The 17,963-nt window shown below is 55.7% G+C and carries 18 protein-coding genes; 11 read left to right on the plus strand and 7 right to left on the minus strand.

From position 1 onward, the window contains the following. Positions 1 to 11: 11 nt before the first annotated feature. The 4 genes from BLV20_RS04995 to BLV20_RS05000 all read left to right on the plus strand — a co-directional run bounded on the left by BLV20_RS04995 (position 12) and on the right by BLV20_RS05000 (position 5,604). Positions 12 to 2,060 carry a type VI secretion system Vgr family protein gene (locus BLV20_RS04995; RefSeq protein WP_092297818.1) on the plus strand — a complete coding sequence of 683 codons (2,049 nt, stop codon included), beginning with the start codon at positions 12 to 14 and terminating at the stop codon, positions 2,058 to 2,060. A 44-nt stretch (positions 2,061 to 2,104) separates the two neighbouring features. Further along, a complete protein-coding gene (locus BLV20_RS30865) occupies positions 2,105 to 4,312 on the plus strand; it encodes a M23 family metallopeptidase (RefSeq protein ID WP_139192684.1) in 2,208 nt (735 codons plus the stop codon). Beyond that, positions 4,312 to 4,926, plus strand: a complete 615-nt coding sequence (locus BLV20_RS30870; RefSeq protein WP_139192685.1) for a hypothetical protein — start codon at positions 4,312 to 4,314, stop codon at positions 4,924 to 4,926. Before BLV20_RS30865 ends, BLV20_RS30870 begins: the two co-directional genes overlap by 1 nt. A gap of 99 nt (positions 4,927 to 5,025) precedes the next feature. Further along, complete coding sequence (locus BLV20_RS05000) at positions 5,026 to 5,604, plus strand: lysozyme inhibitor LprI family protein (RefSeq protein ID WP_256577661.1); 579 nt, start codon at positions 5,026 to 5,028, stop codon at positions 5,602 to 5,604. Between the two features lie 83 nt (positions 5,605 to 5,687). Here the strand turns inward: BLV20_RS05000 and BLV20_RS05005 are convergent, their stop codons facing one another. Then, a complete protein-coding gene (locus BLV20_RS05005) occupies positions 5,688 to 5,954 on the minus strand; it encodes a DUF3077 domain-containing protein (protein ID WP_092297821.1) in 267 nt (88 codons plus the stop codon). Positions 5,955 to 6,677: 723 nt separating this feature from the next. On the opposite strand from BLV20_RS05005, the gene BLV20_RS05015 reads away from it, so the two are divergent. The 7 genes from BLV20_RS05015 to BLV20_RS05045 all read left to right on the plus strand — a co-directional run bounded on the left by BLV20_RS05015 (position 6,678) and on the right by BLV20_RS05045 (position 10,979). Further along, on the plus strand, positions 6,678 to 7,151 hold the full coding sequence (locus BLV20_RS05015) for a hypothetical protein (protein ID WP_092297827.1): 474 nt from the start codon (positions 6,678 to 6,680) through the stop codon (positions 7,149 to 7,151). A gap of 135 nt (positions 7,152 to 7,286) precedes the next feature. Further along, positions 7,287 to 7,844 (plus strand): hypothetical protein, encoded by a 558-nt coding sequence (locus tag BLV20_RS05020; RefSeq protein ID WP_092297830.1) that lies wholly within the window; start codon positions 7,287 to 7,289, stop codon positions 7,842 to 7,844. A 344-nt stretch (positions 7,845 to 8,188) separates the two neighbouring features. Beyond that, positions 8,189 to 8,689, plus strand: a complete 501-nt coding sequence (locus tag BLV20_RS05025; RefSeq protein WP_092297833.1) for a hypothetical protein — start codon at positions 8,189 to 8,191, stop codon at positions 8,687 to 8,689. Positions 8,690 to 8,816: 127 nt separating this feature from the next. Next, positions 8,817 to 9,347: a Tli1a family immunity protein gene (locus BLV20_RS05030; RefSeq protein WP_371914297.1), complete on the plus strand. Its 531-nt coding sequence runs from the start codon at positions 8,817 to 8,819 to the stop codon at positions 9,345 to 9,347. A gap of 83 nt (positions 9,348 to 9,430) precedes the next feature. Continuing rightward, the gene (locus BLV20_RS05035) at positions 9,431 to 9,880 is read left to right on the plus strand and encodes a Tli1a family immunity protein (protein ID WP_256577673.1); all 450 of its coding nucleotides are present in this window, start codon (positions 9,431 to 9,433) and stop codon (positions 9,878 to 9,880) included. A gap of 88 nt (positions 9,881 to 9,968) precedes the next feature. Next, positions 9,969 to 10,397, plus strand: coding sequence for a hypothetical protein (locus BLV20_RS05040; RefSeq protein WP_256577662.1), 429 nt, complete (start codon positions 9,969 to 9,971; stop codon positions 10,395 to 10,397). Positions 10,398 to 10,595: 198 nt separating this feature from the next. Next, positions 10,596 to 10,979, plus strand: coding sequence for a helicase (locus BLV20_RS05045; RefSeq protein WP_092297836.1), 384 nt, complete (start codon positions 10,596 to 10,598; stop codon positions 10,977 to 10,979). A 75-nt stretch (positions 10,980 to 11,054) separates the two neighbouring features. On the opposite strand, the gene BLV20_RS05050 is transcribed toward BLV20_RS05045, so the two are convergent. From BLV20_RS05050 to exbB, 6 genes are all read right to left on the minus strand, one after another. After that, the gene (locus BLV20_RS05050; RefSeq protein WP_092297839.1) at positions 11,055 to 12,455 is read right to left on the minus strand and encodes an aminoacyl-tRNA deacylase and HDOD domain-containing protein; all 1,401 of its coding nucleotides are present in this window, start codon (positions 12,453 to 12,455) and stop codon (positions 11,055 to 11,057) included. Between the two features lie 78 nt (positions 12,456 to 12,533). Then, complete coding sequence (recG, locus tag BLV20_RS05055) at positions 12,534 to 14,609, minus strand: ATP-dependent DNA helicase RecG (protein WP_092297842.1); 2,076 nt, start codon at positions 14,607 to 14,609, stop codon at positions 12,534 to 12,536. A gap of 9 nt (positions 14,610 to 14,618) precedes the next feature. After that, entirely contained in the window at positions 14,619 to 15,539 is a 921-nt protein-coding gene (locus BLV20_RS05060) for a hydrogen peroxide-inducible genes activator (RefSeq protein ID WP_092297845.1), read from the minus strand. Between the two features lie 169 nt (positions 15,540 to 15,708). Continuing rightward, complete coding sequence (locus BLV20_RS05065; RefSeq protein WP_092297848.1) at positions 15,709 to 16,455, minus strand: energy transducer TonB family protein; 747 nt, start codon at positions 16,453 to 16,455, stop codon at positions 15,709 to 15,711. Then, positions 16,452 to 16,880 (minus strand): TonB system transport protein ExbD, encoded by a 429-nt coding sequence (exbD, locus tag BLV20_RS05070; RefSeq protein ID WP_007921142.1) that lies wholly within the window; start codon positions 16,878 to 16,880, stop codon positions 16,452 to 16,454. Before exbD ends, BLV20_RS05065 begins: the two co-directional genes overlap by 4 nt. A gap of 6 nt (positions 16,881 to 16,886) precedes the next feature. Further along, on the minus strand, positions 16,887 to 17,873 hold the full coding sequence (gene exbB / locus BLV20_RS05075) for a tonB-system energizer ExbB (RefSeq protein WP_092297851.1): 987 nt from the start codon (positions 17,871 to 17,873) through the stop codon (positions 16,887 to 16,889). Positions 17,874 to 17,963 lie beyond the last annotated feature (90 nt).

The following is a 17,963-nucleotide window of genomic DNA, read 5'->3' on the forward strand; positions in this document are numbered from 1 at the left end:
CGGAGCAAGTCATGTTCAACCCTTCCAATGAAACCCATTTCAGCCTGACGGTCGACGACTTCCAGGGTGATTTGCAGGTGCTGTCTTTCGAGGGGATCGAAGGCATCAGCCAGCCGTTCCGTTTCGACCTGGAACTGGTCAGCGAGAACCCCGACCTGGACCTGGAGACACTGCTGCACAAGCAGGCTTTTCTCGCCTTCGAGCCGACTGCTCTTAACGGCGGGGGCTCGGGCATCCACGGGCAGATCTACCGCGTGGCCCAGGGCGATGCCGGCAAGCGCCTGACCCGCTACAAGGTGTCGCTGGTGCCGCAACTGGCCTACCTCGAACACCGCAGCAACCAGCGCATCTACCAGCAGCTGTCGGCGCCGAAGATCATCGCGCTGATCCTCGAAGAGCACGGCATCCAGGGCAACGCCTACCGCTTCCAGCTCGGCACGCCGTGCCCGGAGCGCGACTACTGCGTGCAGTACGACGAGACCGACCTGCACTTCATCCAGCGCCTGTGCGAAGAGGAAGGCCTGCATTACCACTTCCAGCACAGCCCGCAGGGCCACTTGCTGGTGTTCGGCGACGACCAGACCGTGTTCCCCAAGCTCGGCCAGCCCACCGCCTATATCCAGGGCAGCGGTATGGTCGCCGACGAACCGGTGATCAAGGGCTTCAACCTGCGCCTGGAAACCCGCACCCGCCGTACTACTCGACGCGATTACGACTTCGAGAAGCCGCGCCTGCAACTGGAAGCGGCCTATAAACCCGAGGCCGAAAGCGCCGAGCCGGACCTGGAAGACTACGACTACCCGGGGCGCTTCACCGACCGCGCGCGCGGCAAGTTCCTCAGCCAGCGCGCCCTCGAACGCCATCGCGCCGACTACCAGCAGGCCGAAGGCTGGGGCGACCAGACGCGGCTGGTCAGCGGCCATTTCCTGGAACTGTCCGAGCACCCGCGCAGCGAGTGGAACGACCTCTGGCTGCTCACCCACATCGTCCATGAAGGCAAGCAGCCGCAGGTGCTGGAAGAGTCGGTGACCAGCGACACCACCGACAACAAGGACGACTTCCACCAGGGCTACCGCAACCGCTTTCTCGCCACGCCGTGGGACGTGTTCTACCGCCCGCCGCTGAAGCACCCGAAACCGCGGGTGCTGGGCAGCCAGACCGCGGTGGTCACCGGACCCAAGGGCGAAGAAATCCACTGCGATCAGTACGGCCGGGTGAAAGTGCAATTCCACTGGGACCGCGAAGGCAAAGCCGACGACAAGACCAGCTGCTGGCTGCGCGTGTCCTCCAGCTGGGCCGGCGACCGCTACGGCGCCCTCGTCATCCCGCGCATCGGCATGGAAGTGCTGGTGACCTTCCTCGAAGGCGACCCCGACCAGCCGCTGATCACCGGCTGCCTGTACCACAAGGAACACCCGGTGCCTTACGCCCTGCCAGCGAACAAGACCCGCACCCTGTTCAAGTCCATGAGCTCACCGGGCGGCGGTGGCTACAACGAACTGCGCATCGAAGACAAAAAAGGTGCCGAACAGATCTTCATCCACGCCCAGCGCGACTGGGACGAAAACATCGAGCACGACCAGAAAATCCGCATCGGCCACGAACGCCACGACACCGTGGTCAAGAACACCTACACCGAACTCAAGGCCGAAGAACACCGGATCACCCACGCCGACCGCAAGATCGAAACCAAGGCGGACGACCACCTCACCGTCGGCGAAAACCAGCACATCAAACTCGGCACCGCGCAGTTGACCAAAGCCGGCCAGGAAATCCACCTCAAGGCCGGCGCCAAGATGGTGATCGAAGCCGGCAGCGAACTGACCATCAAGGCCGGGGGCAGCTTTATCAAGCTCGATGCCGGCGGCGTCACGGTGGTGGGGCCGGTGGTGAAGATCAACGCGGGGGGCTCGGCGGGGAGTGGGACGGGGATTGGGATCAAGCCGCCGGGGTTGCCGGGAGCGGCCGATGCGGACAAGGCCGGCAGCCTGATGGATGAGGCATTGGTGAATGCTAAACAGGAAATAAAGCCTGAAGTGGATTACCCGTTCTCGCTGTGAATCAGCTCTCGATGGATTTGAAGATTGGTTAATGGATCAAGACTATGTTGATTAGCCCACCGTTTATTCCCGCAGCAGTCGCTAATGAAAGCGATCAAGACTATATAAATCGAGCAATGATTGGCGGAGAGCCTGGAAATGGTGCCTTCCCAATAAGTCACGACATGGGATGGCACGGCGGAATCCATCTAACAGCACCTCAAGCAGGGAATGAGTACCTACCCGTTCGTGCGATCGCAGATGGAACAATTGCTTATGTTCGTCAACCGTCAGCGCGTAATATCGAGCCGACGGATCCCCAAAATTATCGAAACGGTTGGACTGATAATGGCTGTCTGGTGCTGAAGCATGAGACTGATATTGGCGACGGTGTTCAAGCTAGCGTGGTGTTCTACTCGATCTATATGCATTTATCCTCAGTTACTCTTGCGAATGCCCAGCAGGGATTACGTGTCTATCGAAAAGATAAAGTTGGCACTGCTGGAAGCATCTACGGGGAAGAGCACAAAATGCACTTCGAAATTATCTGTAGTCAAGAGCAAATCTCACGGCTGACAGGAAGAAGTAACGCAAAGTTGTCTACCACAAGTGTTGGTAGGGCTGACAGTTGCTGGGGGGATATGTACTTCTACATTCCACAGGAGGTGGTTTTTCATGCAGAGCGTCCAGCGAATGCTACAAGCTCAGCTAATAGTTCGCCTATAGTTTATCGTCCGGCAGAAGCATATTTTATCCGAATGAACTATAGTCGTGGCCAGTGCAAATTATCAACATTTAATGAAGATGGGATTCTGCAGGGGGAAAGGGCTGAGGAGCAGGATTACGAATACAATCTTTACAAGCATGCCGCAGACCTATATCCGCGATGTACAAGTGCAGGTTATGAGTTGCTTCGGTTTGGTAGGGTCTTAGGAACAGATACCCTGCAGCCAGTCGATGCTGCACATTGGAGGGAGGTCACATATCCAGGTGGAAGCGGTTGGGTGAACCTAAATGGCCCGACTGTTACGATCTATAGTGATGCTGATTTTCCGCATTGGCAAGGATGGATACTTGTCGATGATGACACCAACTCAGATGGCCGTTGCCAATCACGTATGGTAATGGATTTGCTGGGCATTGCCAGCGTACCGGTTACACCAGAGGAACGAGAAAATTGTAGGTCTATATTAGACCAAGCTGAAATGTGTAAAAGAATAAGGCGACTTATTTGTAAGTTTCCGACTGAGTGGAAAAAAGGTAATTTTTCTGAAAGGTTTAACTGGTTAACCTCCGGTGATGCCCCTATTGTCTCGGCGGAGGTTTATAAGAGGCTGAAGGCTCATTACGAAGCTCTTGCTTTTTGGGAGGATGCGGATCTGGATGGAATAGATGCAGAGCACTGGCATTTGCCACCCAAAGAATTTGTAGCGCTGTTCAGACGCTGCGGCTGGTTAAGCCTTAACGAAATGAAGCAGTTAATCCCGACGGTACATCCAAATACTCCTCCGACTGCGATAAGTAATGCCAGTGTCACATTGGCGCTGACAGACGCTGCGAGTGGTAATAGGAACGCTTATCGTCCATCTGGATTGCATTTAAGCCTTAACAAAATGATGAGGAAGTATAATTTCTCTACCGCTGAACGTATGTCGGCTCTATTTTCTCAGATGCTGACCGAAACAGATCTGATGAAAACAACGAGAGAGTACGGTAATGCAAACTACTACACTCGAGCCTACGAAGGGCGTTGTAATGTAACTATCCAACGGGTCGTAGTTGAGTGGGGGGCTGGTATATCTAATCTTTCTCCGTTGGGGAATTGTAGCCCAGGGGACGGTGAGAGGTTTATAGGTCGTGGGGTTATCCAAATGACCGGGCGTGAGCTATATGTGAAATATGGAAACTATAGAGGTATGGATTTTGTAACGGGAACTAACTATTTGAATGTATCGGATGTGGCTGATAACGCATGCGATAGTGCTGGTTATTATTGGGTGAAAGAGGACTTAAGGGACAGAAACGCAGCCGGGCAGTGGGTGCTGAGAAGAGTAAAAAATATCCATAGAGATGCAGATGCTCTTAGTTCAACAGAGCTAAGTACGGCAGCAGGTGAAGCAGCAGCAGATGCGAAAATTTTGACTTTGACAAGACAAATTAATCGGGCAGCATTTCATATCATTTGGCGTAGAGCCTTCTTTAAACACTCGTATTATGTTTTGTCCGAATTAGTTACTTTGCCGCCAAGCTCGTATCATAGAAGGCAATTATAATGAAGGCTTACATCATTGGCTGCTGTTTTGCATTGTCCGTTCTAGTTTCTGGAATGGCAGAATCGGAATCGTTAGAGGTATGTGGTGTTTCTATTCCTGAAATACCCGGGTTTAAGCTAACAATCAGAGTAGAAGATAATGTTTGCTACGGTGAGTTAGTGTCTACTATGGATCTTAATCCAGCAGTGTTGGCGGAGGAAAATAATTTTATTATTGAACCTATCTCGTTTAAGAGTCGGCTCGATACTTCGGGACGGTTCAGTCGGAACGGTAGCTATACTTATAACTACTCTGTGGATGAAACTATTCAGCAAGTTTCCGAGGCGGGCAAGGTAAACCTCGACGATTCGATAGCATCTGGTACAGCTACGCTCCGGATAAAAATGTCGCCGTTTATGTTGTGGGATTCGGAAGAAAATATTAATAAGGCTCAGAAAAAATTTTCGATTTCTAAAACGGGATTATTGTTTGATTGTTTTTATGGTTTGGTTGGCGTAGGTGATGCAACCGCTACATTGTCTGCTTGTGTTCCAAGGTCGGTTGATAAGATGGATCCTAAAATTACTGATGTAAAAACTGCTTTTGAAAATATAAAGCCAAAAAGGGAGAGCTAGAGGGGGATGTTAGAGTCCTATGGACAGTCCTGTTTTCCCAGTATCCGCCAACGCCGTATCTATGACCCCATTAGTCGTTGTTCGCCGGAGTGTTGAAAGATGGAAGTTTTCAGAAAGATATTGACGCCGGCAGTTACTATATTGATTTTTATTCCATGCATGTCCTTGGCAGATACTAATGCAGAAGTGATTTCAGATATAATGCGCAGCTCTCAAAACTCTCTCTCGAGAATCGATAAAATTTTGAATGAGCAATATAAAGCTCTTTCTGATGAGCTAGCCTCTGATTTTAAGGCTGACTTGGTTTCTACACAAAGAAACTGGATTCGTCTGAGGGACGAGCAATGTAATGATGAGGATGAGGAGTCTTCCGGTCAAGAAGCTCCCATTGAAAGACTTTCTTGTTTGAACCAGTTTACGAGCTTTCGTGTAAATGAAATTGTATATCTGCGAACTGGAGTCATTGGGGATGGGTTCTATAAAGCGGTATCCATTGTGAATAAAAAAGCAACCTCTATGGATTATGCTAAAGCTGTTGCATATGTGGGCGGAGATATGGATTTTGGATCGGGCTGGTCTGAATATGCCAAAAAGAACTGTGTGATGACACAGAAAATTTATGGTGAAGCTACTGAACGGTGTTTGTCTAGGATGCGTTTTCAAATGCCGATCTATTGAGTGACTCTCTGAGATTACACTAGGCAAGCCATTAGTTTTAATGGCTTGCCTTCTATGTATCAAATGTTCATTGAGTACTGTTTTTACTGACTTGGCGAAATGGCATTCGAAAGGTCATCCACTACAGCTTTGCCCATTTCGCACAGATAGTAAGCTGACCAAGCATAACGCTCTCCTTGCTCCTCCATCGCGGCATCGAGCATGAGTTTCTTGGCGTAGTAGAACAGGTTGGAAGCATGCTCCAAGGCTTCCCGAGCTGGGATATCTGGATTGACGCGGAACAAGCTTTGTTCTTTTTCGCCGCAGTCGGCGAAGGTGACGATGCCGATGGTTTTGATGGTGCTGGTCATTGCTCACCTCCAGTTTGGAAGTGGGCTCTGGTTAGGACGATAACGTTCATGGCAGTAACTCCGTTTACTGGGTTAGAGCCGCCACTTTTTCGTTACCAAGCGAATAGGTGGCAGCTGTACGCAGGTTGGTAAACCGGGGTAAACGAGCCCGGCAGACCCGAAGGTCTCCCGCGCACAGCTGCCATAACGAAAATGCAGGCGCAAAAAAAGCGCCAGCATTCGTCATGGAGGGCGCTTACGCGCCGTTTACTCATCGGGTTACCAAGCCCGGTCGCTGATTTTGCAGCGACGGCGGAAGGATAACGGGAAGGGTATGTGGCTGCAACGACAGGATTACCGCATTTTATGACAAGGTGTATTCCGTGGGGCTTGGTAACAGCCCCAGACAGATCTTTTATGAGTTGCACATCAAATAGGAATTCTCCTGTCGATATTTGGTGTTTTCCTACAGTCGTTAAGTGCTCTGCTTGGTAGCGTCAGTATTTTGAGAGCCACTTTTTTCATCGTTCCACTGAGGTACATGGATGACCACCGAACACAAGACTACCAGCCGCTCCTCGTCATGCCGTGGGACGGGTTCTACTGTTTGCTGCTGAATCACCCGAAACCCTACATCGATGAGCACCTTACCGTGGGCAAAAGCCAACACATTGGTGAATGGGGGCTGGAGAAGGTTAAGCCGAAGGCTTTTTTGTGTTTCAGAATGAACTGTTAGGAACTGACATGAACTTTAATATTGCTTTTTTTAAAACTTTCATGGTACGCACATTGGCATGTTTGCTTTTTCTGAGTGGGGCTGCATGTGCGGAGAAAAATAATATAAGCAAAGGGTTTGACGTTATCACCTATGAAGAGGCATTGGAGAAGTTCAATGAAGAGCATTCGGATGAAAACTACAGGTGCCAATATAGCCTTTTCGGCGTAAGCGAAAACTCATCGCTGACTGCCGTAGAAATAGAAGATTTTATTTATCTCAAGAAAAATGGAAGCATCATTGAGCTAGTTGGCAAGGATAGAGACGAAAATGCGGGAAGTTACAGTTCAAGAGATGGAGGGCTGAAGATCTCATATAAGGTACTCAAGAAATATAATTTCTCAGAGTATCAAGAGTCTGACGACAGAGATGTAGAGATTAAGTTCACATATCAAGGGAAGGTCGAGGTTGTAAAAATGTATGGCATTCGATGCGGAGTTTGATATTGGGCTTGATTGGCGTTGGAGAGAAGTATGTCGTATGAAGAGTATGAGATCGTTGAAAGTGTTGGTTGGTGAAAGTGAACTATGTATGGAGGTGGGTTTTGTTTTAGGTTTTTAGAGTAGAGGTCTTTGTATATGTTCAATAATAAAGTTATTTGTTTTTTTCTGTATTTTTTATTGTCTGGGTCGGCTGTGTCTTCTCCAGATTTTGAGTCGTATATAAAGAAGGATGTCATGAGCTGTGATGGGGTTAAAGTGGAGTTGGTATCGCATTGCCTGAAGGACACAGTAGAAATATCGCAGGCTCATGGAGGGTTACCTGTATGTACTGATCAAGTTATCAATATTAATGGTAAAAAAAATCGTCGTAAAATCGATAAAATCTCTCAACTCACAAGCTCTGGTGAAAATGTAGAGTCCTTATCAAATGTAGTGGTCTCTATGGCCTGTCTAAAAGGTAATAAGGGAGGTGTAGTTTCCATAGGTGGCTATGGTGGGTGTGGCTCTTGCCCAGAGTGGCATGGTTACTACTCGAAGGATGGAGAGTTGGTTTATTATAATTTTAGCAATTCATATCGGTCATTTGGTTCTTCTGGGTCTTTCGATGATCTCATTAGTCAGTATGGTATCAAAGAGAAAGACTTAATTGATGAGGGCCGTTTTGCACAAAAGGTAATATACGACAATCCTTAATTTTTGAGGGGGCATTTGAGTCTGACTCAGTCAGTAAGTCATACGGATCCAATTAGCTCGATGCCATTTTTTCCGATTTTTGGTGTTTTACTAAATAGCCAATAACAAGAGGCCAGTTTACTTATATAAGAGGTGCCGCTGAAAGACTTTCTTGTGTGAACCAGTTCACCTGCGTTCGTGTAAATGAAATTGTCCATCTGCGAACTGGTTCATTGGGATGGGTTCTATAAAACGGTATCCATTATGAATAAAAAGTAACCCCCCATCGATTATGCTAAGGCTGTTGCATATGTGGGCGGGGATATGGATTTTGGATCGGTTGATCTGAATATATAGGATGGTGTATGCCTAGAAAAAATAGTCTTAAAGTTTTGTTTGTATTCTGTATATTCAGTTTTGTTGTGTCTCCAATTTTTGCAGAGGAGGCGGATATTACTCTGTGTGAGTCATATGAAGATATCTACTTCAGTTGTCCACTTCCGGGCGGGAAAATTGTATCGGTGTGTGCTTCCGGTAATGATAAGCCGAGTTCGGGGTATGTGCAGTATCGATATGGTGCTCCTGAAAAAATAGAACTTTTTTATCCCAGGAGTAAACTTCCACCAGAAGGACGATTCTATGTTGTTAATGCCTCGGAGGGGAGCGTAAATTTAGATATAATTAAATTCTACAATGGCAAGTATACATATCTTGTTGCGCAAGCTTTTGTTAGTTTCTTGACCGTGTTGAAAGATGATAAAGCCATTCTTAGAAAATCTTGCGAGGCAGGTGGCTATGCATTCGTCAGTCGAGCAGCCTCAAAAGGTATTGAAGCCCTTCCGAAAAGTGCAGAGGATTTTCGGTGATTTGTAAAACATAGATAATACGTATTTGTTTATGTGCAGGTAGGGGGTTGCGGTGTGCTGGCGGCGAATAAAGAAGGGCCGAAGGATGACTCCTTCGTTGTCACCAACGACCGACGCGGTGGCTGATATGAACCAGCGGCGATTGTTCGGAGGAATGGCGCTGGGGATGTTGGGCGCGCTGATGCTCTCTGCATGCCAGGCTCGTCAGGAAATGCTGAGTGCTCCGGTGGCTGGGTACAACCATACCTCGGCCGCTATCAATTGGTTCAGCGTCAATGGTGCAGGTGGCGGAAATGTGGGGCCTCATCAGGGAGGGGGCAGTCAGGTTTGTTGTGGGGTGGTACCGAGATATTGGACGCCAGGGCTGAGGGCGATTGTCGAGTGGGAAAAGGACTCTGATCCATACTCTTCGAAGATATGGCCAGAGCAGTCTTACTCAGATGCCTGGACCAAGCGGATGGAAGCAAAAAAGCGGCAGTACACACGTCATAAGGTGACGGTTGAAATTCCGAGGTATAACGAGCCCGGAAGTCTGAATGTTCACTTTCTCCCCTGTAATGAAGTGCGGGTTTCGGCTACAGGCATTACTCCTGGGTACGCTGGTTACCCCTACAACTTTCCGATGAATATGCCGGAGCCAAAAGTATGCCCGGACTGATAAGGAGAGGAGCATTGCTTGGGTGAATGACAGTTGGGATAGCAGGGATACTGATGCTTTTAGCGTGTCAGACCGGCCCGCAAATGTTGAGCGCACCAGTAACCGGATACAACCACACTTCGGCGACTATCAATTCCTTCACCATTAACGGGGCCGGTGGCCCAAATCTTGGTCCGAATTTGGCTGGTGGGGGTGAGGTTTGTTGCGCTGCTTTACCCCGCGATTGGCGCCCGGGTTTGAAGGCAACAGTGATGTGGGAAAAGGATCCCCATCCAGGTGAGTCTGTAAATTGGCCTCCCCTTGGAACGGACGCTTATCGAGAGGCATACCGAAAGCACGCTGCCAAGTACACCCAACATCGCGCTGTTGTGGATATCCCGCAGTACGGGGAGAAAGTCTGTGCACTCCAGGTTCACTTCCTTCCCTGCGATCAGGTGCGGGTATCGACAACCTGCTACACACCAGGTAATCCCAGCTACCCCGACCGGGAATACTTCCAGATGAAGGAGTCGGCAGCATGCCCGATTCTTTGATCAGCTTTGGGGCCTCATGAGGATGGAGGTCGCCAGGCATGACTATGACGAGTTGTCGCGAGTTCTCTTGTTTAAGGTGGAAAAATCCATGAGGTTTGTCATTCAGCACCCTTCCTTTAACGCATTTGAAGGCTTGTTCTCTGTAAAGCGTATGAGCAGGCTTGGCACTGGAGTGTTGCTCGGAGCGCTGCTGCCGATCATGACCTGTTCAGCTGAAGCCCAAGAATCGGGAGAGGGTTGTTACGGTTACCTCACCGAGTTGCTCAGGAGCAGCAATTTTCCTTTTCGGGAGGTCGCCAAAGAGAAGGCCAACTTGCTGATCGACGAGGACGATGGCGAGACGATCCGGGCCAAGGTGTTTTTCGATACGCAGGGGACGGGCACGCTTGGGTGGGTGAGGTATGGCGTGAACGATGGGGCGTTGCTGGATATCACGGTGGATCCTGAGGAACCGGTGGTGTTGAGGTATGACGAGCGTTTTGCTCGGGCTTACAGCAGTTGCCTTGAGCAACGATAGTGTTGGGTCCACATCCCTTTGCGAGTGCTGCGCACTCGATCGCAGCCTGCGGCAGCGGCTACAGGGAGTTTGAAGTGACTTGGTGGTCATTTTCGCTAAAAAGACATTCATCTTTCTCTAACGCTGCATAACTGTGGCGTTCCCCTCCGAAGCCGCTACACTGCGCCAGCCGTTCATTTTTCCTTTGGGGCTTTGCGCATGAAATTTCGTTTTCTTCTGTGGATGATGGGCCTGTTGATGGGCAAGGCCAGTCGGACCAATCCGGCATTCCAGCAGCAGTTGGGTGACAAGGCGCTGGTGTTTCAGCTGCAGACGCTGGACGGCAAGGTGGCACGGCATTTTTTGGTGAAGGATCAGCGGATTACCAGCAAATCGGGGGTGCATCCCGAGCCGGCATTTGTCATTGCCTTTAAAGATGCGGCCTATGGTTTTGCCACGATGCAGGCGAAGAACAAGCAACTGGCCTTTATGACCGGGATTCAGGACAAGTCGATTCAGATCAAGGGCAACCCGGCGCTGGTGATCTGGTTCCAGGGGCTGACCAAGTACCTGAAGCCGAAGAAGGCCAAGCCGAAGGCTTGAGGGCGGGCTGTATACAAGCCGGAGATGATCGCGGGCAAGCCTCGCTCCTACGGGAGCGGGGCTTTTTTGTGGGTTTCAGTGCTGGCTGAACTGCGAGGCCAGTTCGCGTAGCAGCACTTCGGCTTCGAGGACTTTGCTGACCACGTCTTCAGCCTTGTCGCGGGACAGGCCGACTCGTTCGAGCAGGGCATCGGGAATGTCTTCGACGGGGCCGGAGCCGATGCCGCGGCTGCGCAGCAGGCGCACGGCCAGGCATACCAGGTTCGGGTACTCGGCGTAGGCACCGTCGTAGCTCGGGTCGTGCTGGAAGCGCAGGGCAGTGGACAACTCGTCCGGCATGTCCCAGTAGCGCATCAGCCAGGCGCCGATCTGTTCGCGGCTGATGCCCAGCAGGTGCTGTTCGACGTAGCTGTGGCACAGGTGCGGGTTGACCTCCAGGTGCCGGCAGATCAGCGAGAAGTGCGGCGGGAAGACGTGGGCCAGCAGCAGATAGCCAAAGTTGTGCAGCAAGCCGGCGAGGTAGGTCAGGCCGGCTTCCGGGCGCTGGGCGCGCGGCATGGCGCGGGTCAGGCCTTCGATGACGGCGGCGGTGTAGATCGACTGCTGCCAGTACGGCGTGCTGTGTTGCGGATGGTCCTTGGGCAGGCTCAGGGTCTTGCCCAGGGCCAGGCCCAGCGCCAGGTTGATCACCAGGTCGAAACCCAATACGCGGACGATGGCGTCTTCCACCGAGCGGATCTTGCCCGGCGAGGCGTAGTAGGGCGAGGCGGCCCAGCTGACCACTTGCGCGGCCAGGGCCGGGTCGGTTTCCACCACGCCGGTGATGTCGTCGATGGTGGCGTTGGGGTCGACCCGCAGCTTGATGATCTTCTGTGCCGTCTCGGCGAGCGGCGGAATCTCGATGGTCGCTTCCAGGCGTTGCTGGATGCGCCGGGCGGTGAAGGCCTGCATGGCCTGGGTGATTTCCTCGCGGTCGTCGTCCGGACGGTCGAGGTTCGGGCGGATGCTGCTCAGTGCCTCGCCGAAGTTGCCGGCGCTGGCCTTGCTCAGCATGCTTTTGAACGCGTCGCTGGTGATTTCCAGCAGCAGGCCCGGCTCGCCTGAGTTGATCAGCAGGGTCGGCTCGCGCAGCAGGCTTTCTTCATACAGGCAGGGCGAGCTGGTGAGCGCCGGCAGGCCGGGCAACAGGCTCAGGTTGTGTTTGCCGAGCATGCGCTCCAGGCGTTCCGTGGAGACGGCGGTCAGGCGGCGGCCGGTCAGTTCGGCGAGGCGGTTGAGGTCCAGCAACTGGCTCTGCGGGAACAGCACCATCAGCGCGCCGACGGCGTCGTCCAGCAGGACCGCCTGTACCTTGCGCGCGGCCGACAGGCCGGGGTGGTCGAGGACTTCCGTGAAGCCGATGTCCAGCTTGCCGAGCAGCAGCCGGATTACAGACGGAGCGTGCGGGGCTGCGGTGGCGAGGGCAACTTCTGTCATGGTCTGTATCCGTTTTCAAACAATTTCAGGAGTATAACCAGCTTGATCGGGGCATTCGCCCCTTAACTGAGACGCTGCTCACACTTGGCCGTATTGCTGCCCATGGCGCAGCCAGCGTTCCAGCAGCGGGCTGACGTGATGCGGCCAGCGCTCGAGCAGCGCCTGGGCGGCGTCGCGCACGGCCGGCAGCAGGTCGGCGTCGCGCATCAGGTCGGCGACCTTGAATTGCAGCAGGCCGGTCTGGCGGGTGCCGAGCATCTCGCCGGGGCCGCGCAGTTCCAGGTCCTTTTCGGCGATGACAAAACCATCGTTGGTTTCGCGCATGATGCCCAGGCGCTGGCGGCCGATCTGCGACAACGGTGGATGATAAAGCAGGACGCAATGGCTGGCGGCGCTGCCCCGGCCCACGCGGCCGCGCAGCTGGTGCAACTGGGCCAGGCCCAGGCGCTCGGGGTTCTCGATGATCATCAGGCTGGCGTTGGGTACATCGACGCCGACTTCGATCACGGTGGTGGCCACCAGCAGCTGTAGCTCGCCGGCTTTGAACTGGCCCATGACTTCGGCTTTTTCCGCCGGCTTCATGCGCCCATGAATCAAGCCGACCCGCAGCTCGCCCAGGGCGCTGCTGAGGTCTTCGTAAGTGGTTTGCGCGGCCTGGCAGGTCAGTTCCTCGGATTCCTCGATCAGCGTGCACACCCAATAGGCCTGGCGCCCTTCGGCGCAGGCGGCGCGCACCCGCTCGATGACTTCGACCCGCCGCGAATCGGTGACCAGCACGGTGTTCACCGGCGTGCGGCCCGGGGGCAGTTCGTCGAGGATCGAGGTGTCCAGGTCGGCGTAGGCGCTCATCGCCAGGGTTCGCGGAATCGGCGTGGCGGTCATGATCAGCTGGTGCGGGCACAGGCGTCCGCCCACGCCTTTCTGGCGCAGGGCCAGGCGTTGCTGAACGCCGAAGCGGTGCTGTTCGTCGATGATCACCAGCGCCAGGTTCTTGAACTGCACTTCGTCCTGGAACAGCGCGTGGGTGCCGACCACCATCGGCGCCCCGGCGGCGATCTGTTCCAGGGCCGCAGTGCGGTTCTTGCCCTTGAGCTTGCCGGCCAGCCAGGCGACTTCCAGGCCCAATGGCTCGAGCCAGCGCTTGAAGGTGATGAAGTGCTGCTCGGCGAGGATCTCGGTCGGCGCCATCAGCGCCACCTGATACCCGGCCTCCAGCGCTTGCAGGGCGGCGAGGGCGGCGACCACGGTCTTACCGGCGCCGACGTCGCCCTGGATCAGCCGCAGCATCGGCTCGGGCTGGCTGAGGTCATAGGCGATTTCGTTGCCGACCCGCTGCTGCGCGCCGGTGGGCGCAAAGCCAAGGTTCTTCAGGTACAGCGCCGGCAGCCGGGTGGCCTTGGGCAGCGCCGGGGCGAGTTGCGAGCGCAGGCTTTCGCGCAGGCGCTGCTGGGACAGCTGATGGGTCAGCAGTTCTTCGAACGCCAGGCGGTGCTGGGCCCAATGGTGACCCAGGGCCAGTTCGTCGACATCGGCATCGGCCGGCGGGTGGTGCAGGTAGCGAATCGCATCGTCCAGCGGCGCCAGTTGATAATCCCGCGCCAGCTCTTGCGGCAGCCAGTCCGGCAGGCTACGCGGGCCGAGCAGGGCCAGGCTCTGCTGGCACAACATGCGCAGGCGTTGCTGGGTCAGGCCTTCGGTGAGTGGGTAGATGGGCGTCAGGGTCTGGTCCACGGGCGGCGGTTCATCGCCGCTGATGGCGCGGTATTCCGGGTGATAGATTTCCAGCCCCGAGGCGCCGGGACGGGCTTCGCCATAACAGCGCACACGGGTGCCGCGCTTCAGGCCTTCCTTCTGCGCATTGCTGAAATGGTAGAAGCGCAGGCTGAGTCCGCCCGTGCCGTCCTGCAGGCGTACCAGCAGGCTGCGGCGCTTGCCCATCACCACGTCGGCGCCGCTGACGGTGCCTTCGATCACCGCGTCCTGTCCGGGGCGCAGCGCGCCGATCGGCACCACGCGCGTGCGGTCCTGATAACGCAGGGGCAGGTGGAACAGCACGTCCTGGAGGTTTTCCAGGCCGACCTTGGCCAGCTTCTCGGCCATGGCTTCGCCGACGCCTTTGAGTGCCGTGACCGGCACGTTCGACAGCTCAGTCATCGCGACGGCTTAGCTCGCGGCAGGCGGCTTGGCCACCGAGCATAGGCGGATCGAGTCGGCAAGGATCTCGATGGCTTTCGGCCGCGGGAAGCTGGCGCGCCAGGCGATCGCCACGGTGCGGAACGGCACTGGCGGAGTCAGTGGGCGGACTTCGATCACGCCCGGGGCGTAGTGATGGCTGTCCACCGCCGAGAGCGGCAGGATCGAGATGCCAAGGCCCGAAGCGACCATATGGCGAATGGTCTCCAGGGAGCTGGACTCCACCGTGGTGTGCTTGGCGCCATCATTGCCTTTGGCCAGGGTCGGGCAGGCCTCGAGTACCTGGTCGCGGAAGCAGTGGCCTTCGCCCAGCAGCAACAGGCTCTTGTCGTTGAGCAGGTTGGCGTCGATGGTTTCTTTCTGGGTCCAGGCGTGTGCGCTTGGCATCAGCACGTAGAACGGTTCGTCGTACAGCGGCAGCGTCAGCACATCGGCTTCGTTGAACGGCAGGGCGATGATGATCGCGTCCAGTTCGCCGTTGCGCAGCTTGTCGCGCAGCACGTGGGTGAAGTTCTCTTCGATGTACAACGGCATCTGCGGGGCGACCCGGTGCAGTTGCGGGATCAGGTGCGGGAACAGGTACGGGCCGACGGTGTAGATCGCGCCGACTTTCAGCGGGGCGGTCAGCTGGTTCTTGCCGGCCTGGGCCAGTTCGCGAATGCCCTGGGCCTGTTCGAGGACCTTTTGCGCCTGGGCGACGATGCCTTCGCCGACCGGAGTCAGACGTACCGCACTCTTGCTGCGCTCGAAAATCAGCACACCGAGTTCGTCTTCAAGCTTCTTCACGCCCACCGACAAGGTCGGCTGGCTGACATGGCAACGCTCGGCCGCGTGGCCAAAGTGCTGCTCTTGGGCGAGGGTAACGATGTAGCGTAATTCAGTAAGAGTCATAGCGGACGTCCATGAGGTTGCGGGCCAAGCATACCGGCTGCAATCGATAGACGCACGTTATCAGACGGAGTGCTTGCTGTGACACCGGGCAATGCATGCAGGTCATGCCTGGAAAAGCAAAAAGGCACCTTTGGGTGCCTTTTTGCTGGGGATTGCCTGTGCGTCATGCTCAGCGGCGACGTTTCTCCAGGGAGTAGACGAAGGGCGCGACGATTTCGATCGAGCCGTTGTTGAGCATGTCCGCCGGCGGCTTGGGCAGCGGCTGGGCGCGACGGATCATTTCCAGGGTGGCCCGGTCCAGATCGGCGTTGCCTGAGCGCCCGACCAGTTCATAGGACAGCACGTTGCCTTGAGCGTCGACCACGAAGCGCAGGCGGTTCAGGCCTTCCTTGCCGCGTGCCTGAGCGCCCGGCGGGTACTTCTTGTATTTGGCCAGGTGCGCCAGCAGCGTGCCTTGCCAGCTTTCCTTGGCGGCGATCTGCGCCGGCGAAGGGCCTGGAGCCGGTGCCGAGGACGGTGCCGTGCTCGGTGTTGGCGGAGCGTCGCTGGGTTTGTCTTCGCTCGGCTTTTCCTTCGGCGGTTCCGGCTTTTTCTCCACCGGCTTGGGTGGTTGCGGCTTGGGCTTGGGTTTGACCGGCTTGGGCACGGAAATCGTCGGCTTCGGCGCTTCCGCGAGTTTGGGCAGCGGCAACTCTTCGACCGGAGCCGGTGGCTGCGGTGGCGTCACGACCTTGGGCGGTGCTGGAGGAGGCGGAGCCGGGAGCGGCGCCAGCTCGACCATCATCGCCTGGGGGGGCAGTTCGACCGGTGTGGAGGAGGTCCAGTTGAGCGCGAGCAGAATCGCGACCGCATGGACGCCCAGAACGATGGCCAGGCTACCGCTGTAACGCGTCAGTTTTTGGCGCGTCGTGATCATTTCTTGGTAGCCGTCTCAAGTCCGACCAGACCGACCTTCAGGTATCCGGCGGCCCGCAGGGCATCCATCACACTCATCAGGTCGCCGTAATCCACGCCTTTGTCGGCCTGGAAGAAGATCGTCGTGTCTTTCTTGCCCTGGGTCTTGGCGTCGAGGGTGGCGCCGAGCGCTTCGGCCTTCACTTCGTCGTCGCCGAGGTACAGGCGTTGGTCGGCCTTGACGCTGAGAAACACTGGTTTCTCAGGTCGTGGTGCCGGTTTGGCCGTCGAGGCCGGGAGATCGACCTTGATGTCCACGGTCGCCAGCGGCGCGGCGACCATGAAGATGATCAGCAGCACCAGCATTACGTCAATGAAAGGCGTGACGTTGATTTCGTGGTTTTCGGCGAGATCGTCTTCCGCGCCTTCTTTCAAATGCAGGCCCATGGTTGATTACCCTACTTTGACCACATGAGGTTGCGCGGAGCGCTCGGTGGTCGGCAGGTGATCGAGATCACGGCTGACCAGCAGCAGGACTTCCGCGGAGGCGTCGGAGACCTGGGCCTTGTAGCCGGCGATGGAGCGGGCGAAGACGTTGTAGATGACCACTGCCGGAATGGCCGCGACCAGGCCCAGGGCGGTGGCCAGCAGGGCTTCGGCGATGCCGGGGGCGACGACGGCGAGGTTGGTGGTCTGGGTTTTGGCGATGCCGATGAAGCTGTTCATGATGCCCCACACGGTACCGAACAGGCCGACGAAGGGCGCGGTGGAACCGATGGTGGCGAGCACGCCGGTGCCGCTGCTCATATTGCGGCCGCAGGCGGCTACCAGGCGCTCGAGGCGGAAGCTGACGCGTTCCTTGATGCCTTCTTTCTCGCGGCTGTTGGCAGACAGGCGCATTTCTTCCAGCGCGTCATGGACCAGCAGGTTGGCCAGGGTGCCTTCTTTGGCGGCGGTGACGCTGGCTTCCTTGAGGGTGGTGGCCTTTTTCAGGTTGAGGATTTCACCGCGCAGGCGACGCTTGGCGCCCATCAGCTCGAAGCCTTTGGCGATCCAGATGGTCCAGGTGATGATCGAGGCGATGGCCAGGCCAATCATCACGAGCTTCACGATGATGTCGGCGTTCTGGTACATGCCCCAAGGAGACAGGTCGTGTGCCATGCCCAGGGTGTTGTCCGCTTCGAGGACTTCCGGTGCATCCCCGGCCGGCTCGCCTTCGGCAGGTGCCGGTGCTGCAGCGGCTGGAGCGGCTACCGGCGCTGCGGCGTCGGCCGGCGCGTGGGCTGCCGCAGGTGTCGCGGCGCCAGTCGGGGCCTGCTCATCGGCGAAGGCCGCGGTCGGTGCCAGCAGCAGGCTGAACAGCAACGCTGCGGCCGCGCTCATGGCGCGCAGCGGGCTTGGGCGTTGGGTTGGCGAAGCGGAGAATTGATTGCGTGTCATGCTGGCCGGACCTGAGAGGGAAAAGGGGTTAAGTGTCCTTCTAGGCCTCGCAGGGCCGAGAACAAATGGGCCATCATTATTGCAACTAAT

The organism is Pseudomonas sp. NFIX28 (genome assembly GCF_900107395.1).
Classification (GTDB): Bacteria; Pseudomonadota; Gammaproteobacteria; order Pseudomonadales; family Pseudomonadaceae; genus Aquipseudomonas.

Coding starts and splice junctions, on each gene's coding strand:
- BLV20_RS04995 (WP_092297818.1), top strand. CDS start 12: ATGTTCAACCCTTCCAATGAAACCCATTTCAGCCTGACGGTCGACGAC.
- BLV20_RS30865 (WP_139192684.1), top strand. CDS start 2,105: ATGTTGATTAGCCCACCGTTTATTCCCGCAGCAGTCGCTAATGAAAGC.
- BLV20_RS30870 (WP_139192685.1), top strand. CDS start 4,312: ATGAAGGCTTACATCATTGGCTGCTGTTTTGCATTGTCCGTTCTAGTT.
- BLV20_RS05000 (WP_256577661.1), top strand. CDS start 5,026: ATGGAAGTTTTCAGAAAGATATTGACGCCGGCAGTTACTATATTGATT.
- BLV20_RS05005 (WP_092297821.1), bottom strand. CDS start 5,954: ATGACCAGCACCATCAAAACCATCGGCATCGTCACCTTCGCCGACTGC.
- BLV20_RS05015 (WP_092297827.1), top strand. CDS start 6,678: ATGAACTTTAATATTGCTTTTTTTAAAACTTTCATGGTACGCACATTG.
- BLV20_RS05020 (WP_092297830.1), top strand. CDS start 7,287: ATGTTCAATAATAAAGTTATTTGTTTTTTTCTGTATTTTTTATTGTCT.
- BLV20_RS05025 (WP_092297833.1), top strand. CDS start 8,189: ATGCCTAGAAAAAATAGTCTTAAAGTTTTGTTTGTATTCTGTATATTC.
- BLV20_RS05030 (WP_371914297.1), top strand. CDS start 8,817: ATGAACCAGCGGCGATTGTTCGGAGGAATGGCGCTGGGGATGTTGGGC.
- BLV20_RS05035 (WP_256577673.1), top strand. CDS start 9,431: ATGTTGAGCGCACCAGTAACCGGATACAACCACACTTCGGCGACTATC.
- BLV20_RS05040 (WP_256577662.1), top strand. CDS start 9,969: ATGAGGTTTGTCATTCAGCACCCTTCCTTTAACGCATTTGAAGGCTTG.
- BLV20_RS05045 (WP_092297836.1), top strand. CDS start 10,596: ATGAAATTTCGTTTTCTTCTGTGGATGATGGGCCTGTTGATGGGCAAG.
- BLV20_RS05050 (WP_092297839.1), bottom strand. CDS start 12,455: ATGACAGAAGTTGCCCTCGCCACCGCAGCCCCGCACGCTCCGTCTGTA.
- recG (WP_092297842.1), bottom strand. CDS start 14,609: ATGACTGAGCTGTCGAACGTGCCGGTCACGGCACTCAAAGGCGTCGGC.
- BLV20_RS05060 (WP_092297845.1), bottom strand. CDS start 15,539: ATGACTCTTACTGAATTACGCTACATCGTTACCCTCGCCCAAGAGCAG.
- BLV20_RS05065 (WP_092297848.1), bottom strand. CDS start 16,455: ATGATCACGACGCGCCAAAAACTGACGCGTTACAGCGGTAGCCTGGCC.
- exbD (WP_007921142.1), bottom strand. CDS start 16,880: ATGGGCCTGCATTTGAAAGAAGGCGCGGAAGACGATCTCGCCGAAAAC.
- exbB (WP_092297851.1), bottom strand. CDS start 17,873: ATGACACGCAATCAATTCTCCGCTTCGCCAACCCAACGCCCAAGCCCG.